Source organism: Acidovorax sp. KKS102 (assembly GCF_000302535.1).
GTDB lineage: Bacteria > Pseudomonadota > Gammaproteobacteria > Burkholderiales > Burkholderiaceae_C > Acidovorax.
On record NC_018708.1, the window covers coordinates 1,301,495 to 1,314,402 of the forward strand.

General features: G+C 64.7%; 10 protein-coding genes and 3 pseudogenes. 3 read left to right on the forward strand and 10 right to left on the reverse strand.

The annotated features are described in order from the left end of the window. Positions 1-168: 168 nt before the first annotated feature. The 4 genes and pseudogenes from C380_RS05915 to C380_RS05930 all read right to left on the reverse strand — a co-directional run. Positions 169-1,014: pseudogene (locus C380_RS05915) on the reverse strand (S1C family serine protease); the annotation flags it as partial. A 363-nt stretch (positions 1,015-1,377) separates the two neighbouring features. Next, complete coding sequence (locus tag C380_RS05920; protein WP_015012965.1) at positions 1,378-2,397, reverse strand: tyrosine-type recombinase/integrase; 1,020 nt, start codon at positions 2,395-2,397, stop codon at positions 1,378-1,380. Beyond that, complete coding sequence (locus tag C380_RS05925; RefSeq protein WP_008903160.1) at positions 2,390-3,391, reverse strand: tyrosine-type recombinase/integrase; 1,002 nt, start codon at positions 3,389-3,391, stop codon at positions 2,390-2,392. The genes C380_RS05920 and C380_RS05925 overlap by 8 nt, the downstream gene beginning before the upstream one ends. Then, positions 3,388-4,638 carry a site-specific integrase gene (locus C380_RS05930; protein WP_235516236.1) on the reverse strand — a complete coding sequence of 417 codons (1,251 nt, stop codon included), beginning with the start codon at positions 4,636-4,638 and terminating at the stop codon, positions 3,388-3,390. The genes C380_RS05925 and C380_RS05930 overlap by 4 nt, the downstream gene beginning before the upstream one ends. A 539-nt stretch (positions 4,639-5,177) precedes the next feature. On the opposite strand from C380_RS05930, the gene C380_RS25800 reads away from it, so the two are divergent. The 3 genes and pseudogenes from C380_RS25800 to C380_RS05945 all read left to right on the forward strand — a co-directional run. Next, positions 5,178-5,501, forward strand: a complete 324-nt coding sequence (locus C380_RS25800; RefSeq protein WP_083871583.1) for a heavy-metal-associated domain-containing protein — start codon at positions 5,178-5,180, stop codon at positions 5,499-5,501. 18 nt (positions 5,502-5,519) lie between these two features. After that, positions 5,520-6,023: a hypothetical protein gene (locus C380_RS05940; protein WP_015012969.1), complete on the forward strand. Its 504-nt coding sequence runs from the start codon at positions 5,520-5,522 to the stop codon at positions 6,021-6,023. Positions 6,024-6,440: 417 nt separating this feature from the next. Then, positions 6,441-6,989: pseudogene (locus C380_RS05945) on the forward strand (SDR family NAD(P)-dependent oxidoreductase); the annotation flags it as partial. Positions 6,990-6,997: 8 nt separating this feature from the next. On the opposite strand, the gene C380_RS05950 reads toward C380_RS05945, so the two are convergent. The 6 genes and pseudogenes from C380_RS05950 to C380_RS05975 form a co-directional block, all read right to left on the reverse strand. Next, positions 6,998-8,260 (reverse strand): MgtC/SapB family protein, encoded by a 1,263-nt coding sequence (locus C380_RS05950; RefSeq protein ID WP_003121546.1) that lies wholly within the window; start codon positions 8,258-8,260, stop codon positions 6,998-7,000. Then, positions 8,257-9,312: a type II glyceraldehyde-3-phosphate dehydrogenase gene (locus C380_RS05955; RefSeq protein WP_015012971.1), complete on the reverse strand. Its 1,056-nt coding sequence runs from the start codon at positions 9,310-9,312 to the stop codon at positions 8,257-8,259. Before C380_RS05955 ends, C380_RS05950 begins: the two co-directional genes overlap by 4 nt. Positions 9,313-9,339: 27 nt before the next feature. Continuing rightward, positions 9,340-10,872 (reverse strand): AarF/ABC1/UbiB kinase family protein, encoded by a 1,533-nt coding sequence (locus C380_RS05960; RefSeq protein ID WP_170962203.1) that lies wholly within the window; start codon positions 10,870-10,872, stop codon positions 9,340-9,342. Positions 10,873-10,958: 86 nt separating this feature from the next. After that, positions 10,959-11,990 (reverse strand): hydroxyacid dehydrogenase, encoded by a 1,032-nt coding sequence (locus tag C380_RS05965; RefSeq protein ID WP_003121543.1) that lies wholly within the window; start codon positions 11,988-11,990, stop codon positions 10,959-10,961. Next, complete coding sequence (locus C380_RS05970; RefSeq protein WP_009516033.1) at positions 11,987-12,241, reverse strand: hypothetical protein; 255 nt, start codon at positions 12,239-12,241, stop codon at positions 11,987-11,989. Before C380_RS05970 ends, C380_RS05965 begins: the two co-directional genes overlap by 4 nt. Beyond that, a pseudogene (locus C380_RS05975) lies at positions 12,238-12,872 on the reverse strand (DUF6629 family protein). Before C380_RS05975 ends, C380_RS05970 begins: the two are co-directional and overlap by 4 nt. Positions 12,873-12,908: the final 36 nt, after the last annotated feature.

Here is a 12,908-nt window from a genome sequence, read left to right on the forward strand (position 1 = left end):
CCACGTTGCCCGCGCCCGCCGTCACCGTGGTGGTCGGTCCGCCCTTGATCGATCTGCTCTTCGATCAACCTGCCGCCACCGACGCCAATTTGGTGTTCGGGGCCAACTACATCGCCCCGCGCGACGATGTGACGTTGTGGGCCACATTGCCGCTGCCGGTCGACTCGATCAAATCCCCGGTTGCAGCTCCACACGCACTTCGCTCGTTTTGCCGGCCCGTTCCACTGACAAGATCACCACATCGCCGACCTTTCTGTCGTCTAGCTGCTCGAGCAGCTTAGCCACATCGTCCGTCGCCTTGCCATCAACACCGATGATGCGGTCGCCGGGCACGATGCCTTGCGGCGTGACTTCGACACCCGCGAGGCCGGCCTTGTGCGCTGCCGAACCAGGGGTAACACGCAGCACGAACACGCCCTTGCTTCCAGTCAGCGCCAGCAGGCGCTGATTGAGCTGTTCGTCCACCTCAATGCCCAGCGCCGGACGGATGTACTTACCGGTCTTGATGAGTTGCGGGACTACGCGCATGACGGTGTCCACCGGTACGGCGAAACCAATCCCGGCCGAGGCGCCGGAGGGGCTATAGATCGCCGTGTTGATGCCGATGAGCCTTCCTGCCGAATCGAGCAGCGGCCCACCGGAGTTGCCAGGGTTGATGGCGGCGTCGGTCTGGATCAGGTGATCGATGGCCGGGCCGCCCGCTTCTCCGGGTAACGAGCGGTCGAGCGCGGAGACGACACCAGTGGTGAGCGTCCAGTCCAGGCCGAAGGGGTTGCCGATAGCGAACACCTTCTGACCCACCTTGAGGTCGGCGCTGGTGCCGACCGGCACGGCCGGCGGGCGCTTGAAACCGACACCGATCTTGAGTACAGCGATGTCGTGCGCTGGGCTTGCCCCCACCAGCGCGGCCTGGTAGTCGCGGCCGTCGGCCAGTTTGACGGTGGCTTCGGACGCGCCCTGGATGACGTGGAAGTTGGTGACGACGTGGCCGGCGTCGTCCCAGATGAAACCCGAGCGGGGCTGTACCACAACAGCAATGAGCCGAATTACAAGGCGCGTTTCACTCACTGTGGTGTTGGCGTTTTCAGCGGACTTGATGATGCAACGATTGCGGGGTTCCAACGGGTTGCTGACTATCTGGCCAAACGAGACCTGCTCGTGAGGGTGGCTATGCCGCAGTTGGGCCGAGTGCTCAGGACAGGACTCGTGTTGCCTCCTGCGCGTGTTTAGATGGAGGTGATAGAGACGCGCCGCTTTGCGGGTGATGGACTGCAGTGCAGCGTTATGCACAGCACGCAGTTATGCACAGTTGGTCCGGCAGCGCGGCGTCGCCGCCCTCGCAAGAGGGCTGCGGTCGCGTCTTTGAACTTCACGTAATCACAAGGTCTTGAGGAACTTCAACAGATCGTCTTCTGCCCGGAACCGCTGTGGGACCACATTGGGATCCTGAAGCCTGGCCAGTGCCTTTTCCTTCATGGCGAGATCGGCCTCTATGTACTGATGCGTTGTCGCCGGACTCTCGTGTCCGAGCCACAGAGCGATCACGCTGATTTCCACGCCCGACTGCAGAAGGTGCATAGCGGTCGAGTGACGCAGGCAGTGTGGAGAGATCGTTCTCCCGGCCAGGCTCGGCGTCGTGAGCGCGGCTTTCTTGACGGCCAATGCCAGGCGCTGCGTCACGTTGGACCGCGTCATCGCCTGTCCGCCACGGTTGGGCAGCAGCGCCGACGTGGGAGTCAGGTCCGGGTTGAACTTCAGCCAGGCGCGGATCACCTTGACCGTCGATCGCCAGAGCGGCACCGACCGCTGCTTGCGTCCCTTGCCATGCAGATGCACGCAGGCGGCGGGTGCCAGCACGACGTCGCCCACTTTTACGCCGATTGCCTCCGACACGCGGGCACCGGTGTTGTACAGCAGGGCCAGCAGCAGCTTGTCTCGCTGGCCCATCCAATCCGCTCCTGGCGCGCCGATCACGGCCAGCATCTCCTCGCGTGTCAGGAACTCGAACATCGGCCGCTCGAAGCGCTTCATCGGCACGCCGAGCGCCTGCTCGACGACCTGAAGTGCCGTCACGTCTCGCCGGGCCGCGAACTTCAGGAACGAGCGCAGCGCGGCCAGTCGCGCATTGCGGCTGCGAACGGTGTTGTGCCGATCGCGTTCGAGATGATCGAGGAAGTCCAGGATCAGCGCGGGCGTCAGGTCGGCGAGCGACAGCGTCGTGGGCGTCTTGTGCAGTTGCGCCTGGGCGAAGTCCAGGAACAGCACGAACGCGTCCCGATAGGCCGCAACGGTCTGCGGGCTCAACGCGCGCTGCTGCGTCAGGTGCTCGGCGAAGAAGGACTGGACCAGCGTCGCGAAGCTCGGCGGAGCGGGCTTGCGGTGTTCAGAACTACTCATCGTCGTTCTCCGCGACGTCGGCGAAGCGTTCGAATCGAGCGCCGGCCAACGCCATCAACTCCGGCACGCCGCTCAGGTACCAGTACGTGCTGGAGATATTGATGTGGCCCATGTACGTGGACAGGGCCAGCATTCGTTGGTCAAGGTTCGCTCCCTGCTGGTGCCACAGGATCATCCGTCTCACGGCGAAGCTATGGCGCAGGTCATGCACCCGCGGTCGGCCATGGCCGCCGCGATCGATCCAACCCAATTGCTCGCGCAGCTGACAGAACACTCGATGCACCTGCCGATCTCCCAGCGGTTCACCCCGGTGCACGCCACGCGAGCCCACGAAGAATGTCATCTGCGGCTTCGCAGGCACGTACTGGCGGCGCAAGGCCCGGTAGGCTGCCATCGGACCGATCACGCTGGGGTGCAGCGGCACCATGCGGGACTTGCCAAACTTGGTCTGCTGTATGGTCAGGATGCCGCCGTCCAGATCTGCATCCGAGTCGGCCAGGTTGATCGCTTCAGAGACCCGAAGCCCGGCCGATGCGATCAGACCGAACAGCGTTGCATAGGTGGTGGCACGAAGGCCATCCGAGGGGCCGAGTCGGCGGGCAGCGACGATCAATGCCGCGATCTCGGCTTCGCTGTAGATGTGAGGCGCCACGCGGCGCGGGATCGGACCGAAGCTGGAATCGTCAGGAACTTCGACAGTCGGATCGAACTGCTGGAGCCAGCGCATGAAGGGGCGCAGCGTTGCCAGTCGGCGCGCTGCCGTGTCGACATTGGCCCGGCCGCCCACGAGATACCGAGGCTGTACCTGGTGCGCCCACTGGACCATCACGTCTACCGTCAACGCGATGTCGCGTCCCTCTCCGACCATGAAGCGAGTGAAGCTGCGCACAGCGAGATCAGAGGAGCACGGCTTGAACCCGAGGCGCAGGCGTTCAGTCAGGTATTGCTCCACCTTGGCGGTGAGGTCGATGTTCGCCGATGCTGCGGCGCTCATGATGCACTCCCAGGCCAAGGCAGAGCGACCTCGGCAAGCAGTTGCAAGTCGAGCTTGGCGTAGATCAACGAGGTGTCCAGCGATCGATGCCGAAGCACATCGGCGACCTCCTTGATCGAACTGCCGCTGTTGACCAGGCGACAGGCCAGCGTGTGACGCAACGAATGGCAACCGCGTGAGATGCCGGCACCTCGCAGGGCACGCCCGATTGCCTGGCTCACTGCATCGACGCCGATGGGCTTGTCGTGTGGCGCCAACCGACGGACGAACAGCGATGGCAGCGTGGTTGCGGGCCGCTCGTGTCTCATGTACTCCGCCAGAGCCTGCCCGGTGAGCACCGGCAGCGGTAGGACATCCTGGCGCTGGGACTTTGTTCGCTTCAAGGTCACCGTTCCGGCACGCCAATCGAAGTCGCCGATCTCCAGCTTGGCGATCTCGCCCACGCGCAGTCCGAGATCCAAGGCCAGGCGCACCATGGCCAGCAGGCGCAGCGGAGCCCGCTTGGCCTCGGCGCAATGCGCTTCGAGGCGCTGGACCTCCTCGGTCGTCAGCGCGCGCGGCAACGATGCTTGGCTCCATCGCACCGGCGACGAGATAGCGCCGAGCAGGCTGTTCACTGCGTCACCGCAGGTCCCGCGGTATCGGAAGTAGGCCCGCAGCGCAGCAGTGACCGCGCTGGAATGCGACCCGCTGCTGACCCGCGTGAGCTCGGTTGCGATGAAGCCGCGAACGTCTTCCGGCTGCAACTCGCCGATGGCGATGGCCTTGCCCGCGAACTTGCATTGCAGCAGACGACCTACGAGTACCAGCCGATCCTCGCGCGTGCCTATCGCCAGGCCGCGGGCGTCGCGCATGTGGACGTTGTAACGGTTCAGTTCTTCTGCAATGGGACCGCTGGGGCCTGGCAGTTCCACGATGACATGCTGTTCCCGCAACAAGGCGAGCAGGTGTCCGAGACTGGCGCTCAAGCCGCTGCGTGTACGCAGAGCCGCGGGATGGCAGTCGCAGCGCGGCAGATGCGAATCCAGAAACTGCTCGACGAGGGCTTCGTCGATCTGTTCGGCAGATACCTGGCACTTCGCCATCCAGTGGGCAAAGTGCGACCAGGCACGAAGGGCAGTCTCCGAGCTGCCTTCGGCGTACCGGCCGCGCTCCAGCAATGCCTGGAACGCCCCGACGTATGAAGACAGCGGGCCATCGAGCAGCCATGCCCTGGCCATCGGGTGCATCGAAAGAATCAAGTCCATGGTGATCTCCAGTTGTGAGATCACCATTCATGCGCCGACTGCGAACTTATGTCCAGTTCAACGGCACCGCCTCCTTGCGATCTACCAGGGCGATCACAGCCTCTGGCGCGTTCAGACTGGCCAACTGTCCATAACTGCGTGCTGTGCATAACGCTGCTTATGGAGAGCTCTCCATAAGCAGCGGTTGCGGTCGCTCGTCCAGCCACCATGGAAGTCCGCTGACGAACTCTCATCGGACGTTCGGAGCGGTGGGCCATTTTTTTGGATGGAGATGGAGAACACCAATACGTTGGCTCCTGACACGTGTTGCGCCTTGAAGCCAGTTCAAGCAGGTTCGCGAGCTTCGCAGTCGACTCGGAAAGACGTTAAGTGCCTCTCAGCATGCAGCTCGCCAAGCATGATCGAATCGGCATAGCCTTGTCTGCCTGAGCGAGTGCCGCTCTCGATCTTGATGCCCGGTTGATCTTTGCGAATGAGCTTGACCTTCTCATCGTGGAAAGGTTCATAGTCAAACAGTGAATCAACCAAAGGAGGCTCACATGGTCCATTTCAATGTTCCTGATATGACGTGCGGCGGTTGTGCTCAGCGTATTCGTCGAGCAATAGCTCAGGCCCAACTGCCAGCAGGCGTCGAAGTAGAAATCGATGTGGCCACGCGGCAGGTCCGCGTTCCTGGGCAAGTCGAAGACGACACTGTGGAGCTTGTCCGCTCCGCAATTGAGCGTGCTGGATACAAAGCAGACGCGGCGGTGAGTCCTGCATCTCGCCGAACAACCGGTGGCTGCTGCTGTGCGTCTCGGCCCGTAACCCCTGTTGATGTGGATCAAGACGGTGCAAGGCAGACGTCGTCATGCTGCAGTTGAACTACCAAGGAGACCATCATGCGTCTGAACATCGTCGCTGGGCTGTTGACAACCCTATTCGTGGCAGGCTGTGCCGTCGCGCAATCGCCAAAACCTGAGGACGAACACGCAGGCCACCACCCCGGAGATGCACAGAGCGGCGGCGTCACAACCCAGTCTGCCCCGGCAGCCACTGCCGCGTCTGCACCGGACGCCTTTGATCGTCAGATGAAGGCGATGCAGGAAATGCACAAAAAAATGCAGGCGGCCAAGACTCCCGCCGAACGCTCAGCGCTGATGGAGGAGCACATGAAGCTCATGCAGTCAGGCATGGCCACGATGGGCGCGGGTAGTTCTGGTGGCATGGGGATGGGAATGATGCAGCAAGGGGCGCAGACCAAACCTGCCATGCCTGCAGCCTCCGGAAACTCGGGTATGGGAGGCATGATGGGCATGCACGCTCAAATGGAGCGCCGTATGGCCATGATGGAGCAGATGATGCAAATGATGGTGGACCGCCAAGCGGCGATGCCATCCAAGTAGACCCGCACGAGCGTCCTGAGGGGCGCTCGCCACAAAATCTCATTGAGATACTTCTGTAGATTGCCTTCCTGAATCGACCAGCGCAAGGCGGGTTGTCCCTGACCCCATTACTGCCGCAACCCAAGCACGACGCATTTCAGGTATGGGAATGCATTTGATTCCTTTGCCTCCATGCTTGATCGATAGCTCAACTAGGTGCCGTTGATGGGGGCGACGGTGCTCATATTGGGTCTTCAGTTTTCAGCGACAGCGACAGGGGTGCGCCGCTGACGCGGTGGCGACGTTTTGAGCGGCACCCAGGCCATGGGGCCAGTCCGATTGAGGCTGCATTGCCTGGCGTAGCCACGCAGCCTCTCGATCAGCAAACTCGATGCCCCTAAAGGGGGCACCCTGCCCTAAGGCGCCACCGAAGAGTTTTCCGACGCGGACATCGAAGGGCAGATCAGCCTCAACCTGCTGGCGCCGGTGCACGTCACGCGGGCCTTCATTCCCGCCATGCGCACACGGCGAGCCGGTCGGATCATCCAAATCTCCAGCGCCAGTGGCCAAGGCTCCCTGCCGACCAGCAGTCTTTACCACGCCGCGAAATGGGGTCTGGAAGGCTTCAGCGAATGCCTTCGCCAGGAACTGGAGGGGTTTGGGGTCTTCGTCACACTCATTGAACCGGGCGGCGCTCGCACGAGCTTCAGCCGCAATTTGCAGTACGCGCCGGCGAACCCCGCCTATCAGGACACGCCCGCTGGACAGATTCGCGCGATGTTCGAGAACGCGGGTGACGAGTTGTACACGCTCGATCCGCAGAAGATCGCGCACCGGATCTTCGACACGGCCACGAGCGAGAAGCCACCGCTTCGGGTGGCGCTGGGCGGTGACGCCTTCGGCGTCATCCAGGCGGCGCTCAAGGGCAGGCTGTCTGCCCTTGAAGCGCAGGAGAGTCTGGCGCGATCGGTGGCCTTCGATAGCTGATCGCTGTTTCAGGTCAAGCCCAGGGCGACGGCAAAGCCAGCAGCAGCCATGGCCGCGTACGACGGGAGCACTCTCCATGCGAGCGCCCTACCGCCCAGCGACATCAACAGGACAAGTTTGGTGACCTGATTGACGGATGCGGCGATGAACAAGGCCAGGGTGGCCGAAGCGGCGGTGACGGCGCCCTCGGTCACCAGGCGGCCAATCGAGAGCGTGATCGCATCGACGTCCACCAGACCCGAGGCAGCGGCGGTCAGCATGACGCCAGCATCCCCGAAGCGATCGGCAAGAAAGCGGCCTGCCAGCATCACCGCGGCCAGGAAGGCTGCGAACTGGAGCGCGGAGCGCAGCTGCAATGGGTTGCCAAGCTGAAGTTCGGGCAAGTCGTCGGCGGGCGACCGCGCCGCCAGGAACGTCCCCAGAACACCGCCAGCCACGGCCATGGCCACGAAGATGACCACCGGGTCCCAGCCGATGCCGGGGGCTGCGATGGCGACGAGAGCCGCCATGCGCGCAAACATGGCTGCGCAGGCGAGCGCCGCCCCCGCCGCTGCCAGTGGATGCCAGCCTGGCGTCTGCCCGGCCCAGCGCGCCAACGTGGCCGTGGTGGCGGTGCTCGACACGATCCCGCCGAGCAGCGCTGTGAATACCAGCCCTCGTTTCCTGCCGAGCGAGCGCATCAGGACGAACCCAGCGAACGACAGCACTGCCAGCAGGACAACGGCCCACCAAAGGCGATAGGGATTCAACGCCTCATAGGGGCCAAAGCCACGATCAGGGAGTACGGGCAGTACGACCACGCTGATCAACAGCAACTGCGTGCCGCTGCTGATCTCCGCCTCGGACAGCTTGCCGACGCCGGCGTGCAAGAGCTGCTTGAAACGCAGCAGCGCCAGCACGACCACGGCGGCGACCGCCGAAACGCGCCAAGCGCCACTGGTCGCCAGCGCCCCGATGGCGAAAGTCGCAAGGGCGGCGACGGACGTGGTCAGTCCCATCACGGCATGCATATGCGCCGTCACCAGGTAGCCCACCACCAGATACACCCCGACGAGTACGAGCAGCGCGATGAGCATGCCGGCTCCCCAGCGCTGGGCCAGCAGCCCGCCAAGGCCGCCGAGCAGGCCGATCAGCGCAAAGGTGCGAACGCCCGCGACGCGATGTCCCTCGGGCCGCTCGCGTTGCTGCCATCCCCGTTCCAGGCCGATCAGAAGTCCCGAAGCGAGTGCCAGCCCGAGCCCGACCAGCGCGGGATCATCGAATTCACTCATCGTCGAACCTGGACGCGGTCACGGATGAAATCACGCTGCAGTCCCAGCGAAGCATCGGTGCGCGCCATCGACACCTGGGGATCGGTCTCGATGCCGCTCAAGGCGCGAATGGCATCGATGGTCTCGGGGATTACGATCGCCTGGTTGAAGACCTGGTAGGTGTAGTACGCCTGATCGCCATCGACCGAAAGCACGTCCTCCCACAACGCGACCTCCCACAGGTCGCCGCGCGGGCGGCCGAGATCGGCCATCAGTTCCACCGTGCTGTTGAGGGCCACGAGACCATCCGAGGATCGCACGAACGCGATCCGTGGCGCAGCGCGAAAGGCCGCCAGCACCTCGTCGCGCGTGGCCGGCCTCGTCAGTTCGACCCACCAGGTGTGCAGGTGGCTGCTGTTGTGCGGCGCCTTGACCGCGATCGTGACGACGTCCAGGTCCGGGATCACAGTGCGCGCGTCCGGTCCCTGATGGCTGGGGATCGTCTTCTCCGGCACGAGCGTGTTGATGATGCCCTCCGCATGCGCCTCCCACGGGTCGGAAGCCCGGCGGATCAGCGTCCCGCGGGCTCGCTTGAGCAGGCCCGCTGTCCGAAGCGCCCCCAGGGTGCGCACGATCGACGTCGTTTTGCAGGACACCACCCGGGTGGAGGTGCGGCCGATCGCGGTTGCGTAGTTCTCCTGCGCGACGAACGAATGACCGGTCAACGCGTGGGACTCGCCGCCATGGAAGATGGACTTCACACCGGCAGCGTCGTACGCCCTCTTGTTGACCGCGGCGACTTTCTTGGGTGTGCAATCGACCACGACGTCCGCGTTGGCGAGCAGGTCGGCCAGATCGCCCGCGACAGGAAGCCCCGCAGCACGCATCGATTGTGCGGCTTCAGCGGTCGCCGCGTAAATCGGGAAAGCGCGCTGCGCGGCCACCTGCAGGCGATAGTCGTGCACCACATCCGCGACGCCGGCTAGCGCCATGTCCTCCTGGAGTGCGACCGCATCCGCCACCCGCTTGCCGATCACACCGTATCCGTTCACCGCCACTCTGACCTTGTTCATGCCTGACTCCTTGCTTGATGAGGCGCCTCAGCCGCGGCTGCGCGCGATGGAAAACGTGAACCGGATCGCCAGCGCATAGCCCAGCAGCGCGAGTACCGGCATGTCGCCCCAGCGCGGGCCCACGCCGTGCTGCATCAACAAGCTCGATGCGATGTACAGGCCGAGCGTCACGAGCGCCAGCGCGACGCGACGGCCGAGGCGGTCGATCCCGCTCAGCATCCTGGCATCCGGCTTGATCGACAGTTGCAGCAGGTCACCCTGCCGCAAGACGCTGTGCAGACGCCGCGCCATCAGGGAGGGCAGGGCGTGGGCCGCGTTCCCCAGTTCATATGGCAGACGCTGCGATGCCGCAGACTTGGGCTCGTCGAAGACGCCCGTGGTCGTGTGGCGAGAGATGGCTTCGATGATGGAAAACTCGGGTGCCAGCAGGCGCACCGTCCCTTCGAGCAACAACAGGGTACGCGTGAGCACGAGGAGGTCCCTGGGCAGCCGGACTTCCTGGGTCCGGCCCGCCGCCACGAGCTGCGCGAGAGCACCTGAGAGCGACCAGTCCTTCAGCGGCCTCTGTGCGCAGTCTGCGACCAGGGCACGCACGACAGGCACGAACACGGCCCGATCGGTGCCGTCGCCGAGCAGGCCCAGGTCGAGCCAGGCATCGACCACCCATTCGGCATCCTGCTCGACGAAGGCCAGGGCGAACGCCACCAGCGCCCGCCGCATGTTGCCGTCGACCCGGCCCACGATGCCGAAGTCGTGCAGGCATATGCGGCCATCGTCCATCACGAAGACGTTGCCGGGATGGGGGTCGCCGTGGAAGAAGCCATCGCGGAAGATCTGGGCGACGTAGCTGTCCACGAGTTTGCCCGCGGCCGCCACCGCGGTGGACGAAGGCAGACCGTGCAGGTGAGCTCCGTGGCTGAACTGCTGGACCATGACGGTCGGCGTGCACAGGCCGTCCACCACGTCGGGGATCACGATGTCGGCAGAGCCGCGCCAGGCGTCGGCGAAACGTCGCACGGAAGCTGCCTCGCGCGACAAATCCATCTCGTAGCGGAAGTTGGCCGCAACCTCGTCCACGATGGCTGCCAGCCCCCAGCGACGCAGCGAGGGCACGAGCCCCTGCATGACCAGGACGATGCGGCGCAGGATGCGCATGTCGGTCTCGGCCTGCTCGGCCGCGCCAGGGCGGCGGATCTTCACCACCACTTCCGTCCCGTCCGGCAGGGCTGCACGATGAATCTGGGCGATCGAGGCCGCGGCGAGCGCGTGCATGTCGAAGCGTGCGAAGAGCTGCTGCCATGGGCGGCCGAGCGCCGCCTCGACCTCCTGGACCGCCTGCTCGGGAGGAAACGGCGCCACATTGGCCTGCAGGCTGGCCAGAGCCTCTTGCGCATCGGGCGCCAGAATGTCGGCCCGCAGGCTGAGATGCTGGCCCAGCTTCACGAAGGTCGTGCCCAATCGCTGCAGCACTTCGGCGAAGCGGTCGGCCGCCCGGTGGGTATCGCAGCGCATCAGGCCCCGGTGCCAGGCCACCCAGAGCAGGAACCCGCTCAGGGCCATAGCGATCTGCGTGGCCCGGCGCAGCGCCGAGCGTTGCGTTGGGCGGCCCGCAAGACGCACGGTGGAAACGGGGCGGTTCGGTCGCGTCATGGCTCATCCAACCTGTTGCGCAGGCGGCCCGCATGCCAGGCTGCGATGTTCGAGATGGTCTCGTCGAGGATGCGCGCGATCGCCTCCGACGTATTGAACCCGACATGCGGTGTCACGAGCACACGCGGATGCGTCAGCAGTGGGCTGGATGCCGACCAGCCGGTATCGCAACCCAGTCCGCCGCAGCCCGTGGGCACTTCGGGAGACAGATCCCCTTCCTGTTCCAGCACGTCCAGTCCTGCTGCGGCGACGGTACCTGCCTCCAGTGCGTGCAGCAGGGCGGCGTCGTCGATGAGCGCACCCCGTGCCGTGTTGATCAGTACCATGCCCGGTTTCATGCGCGCGAAGGCCTGGCCATCGAGAAGGTGGTGCGTGGCCTGCGTGGCCGGAACATGAAGGCTCAGAACATCGCTGCTTTGCAGGATCTGCTCCCACGTCACCACGCGGACGCCGGCGATGGGTGCTGCCGTGATGTCGAGCGATGGGGCGAGGGCCGGGTCGTACGCGAGAACTTCCATGCCGAAGCCCAGGGCGATACGGGCCACGTGGCGCCCGATCCGGCCCAGCCCGACGATGCCCAGCGTCTTTCCTTCCAGCTCGAAGCCGGTGAGGCCGCGGTAAGCGAAAGAACCTTGGCGCGCCCGCTCGTGGGCTTGTGTCAGATGGCGAGCCACGCCCAGCAGCAGCGCGAAGGCATGTTCGGCGACGCTGGCGGACCCATAGTCCGGCACGTTGCACACGGCAATGCCGCGTCGGCGGCAAGCCTGCAGGTCGATGTGATCGAAGCCCGCGGAGCGCGTTGCCACGAGCCGCACGCGCGGCAGCAACCGGAGCACCGATTCGTCAACGCGCGTGCGCACGAAGACGCACAGCACCTCGGTGTCTTCATCGCCGACATCGGATACCACCAGGCGTTCGTTCTGGACGAAGTGCGCGTGCCAGTGGGTCGGAAGCCGTTGCTGCAGCGCGGCCTGGTCCGCCGGTGCGATGTCGGAGAACAGAACGGACAGACGGTTTTGTGCGGTCATGAGCCCTCCTCGATTACCCGGTGCAGGGACAGGATGCAGAACGCGGCGATGAAGTGCCCGGTCTTGGTGCCTTGCGCGAGTTCCGCTTGCGCGAATACCGTCGGCAGCCGGCCGGCGACCGCATCGCGCATGGTCTCGAATCCGTCGAGCAACTGAACCGTGAAGAACGCCGCGCGGCGCATCGGGCCCTGCGTGCGGCCGCAGTCCGCGTAGGCCAGTGCGGGCTTGAATCTGGCCGGAGGATTCGTCATGGCACGGCCAGCCTCGCTCGGGGCTCACGGAACTGCCACAGCACGATGAAGCTGAGCACAGCGGCAAAGAAGCACCACACCGAGATGAACCAGGTTGCATAGAACATGTAGGCGGCGATTGCGGAGACAAAGGCGGCCACCCCAAAAGCCGCCACGCGCCGGTGGCTAGAAACCATCAGGCTTGCGCAGGTGCCGATCAGATACAGGGCCATCGTGGTCATCACGTAGAAGTGCGGAGAGTCGTAGAGGATGTGCTGGCCGACCACGCGGGCCGTGATGGGCAGCTTCACCAGCATCGCCAGCAGGTACAGACCGACGAGCGCGCCCGCGACTGCAATGGCCACCAGAACCCGACGGCGCCAACGGACGCTCTCCAGCGCCAGCGCAGCCAGCGGGACGTAGATCGGCCACAGGACGTGCGAGAAGAACGAGTAGAGATGCGTCAGCGCCACGTTCAGCAAGGGCGCGCGGTCGGGGAACGTCAGCCTTCGAGCAGTTGCTGGACCCCGAACAGCAGCGGGATGGCGGCATACGGCAGTTCGCGCCGTGAGCGGGCCCGGCGCATGGTGACGGTCCCCAGGCCCAGCAGAACCGCTGCGGCCGTGAAACTGGCGGGTGCGGAAAAGCACATGGGCAGTCATCTCCCCTCGATCGTGAGCGTCATGGC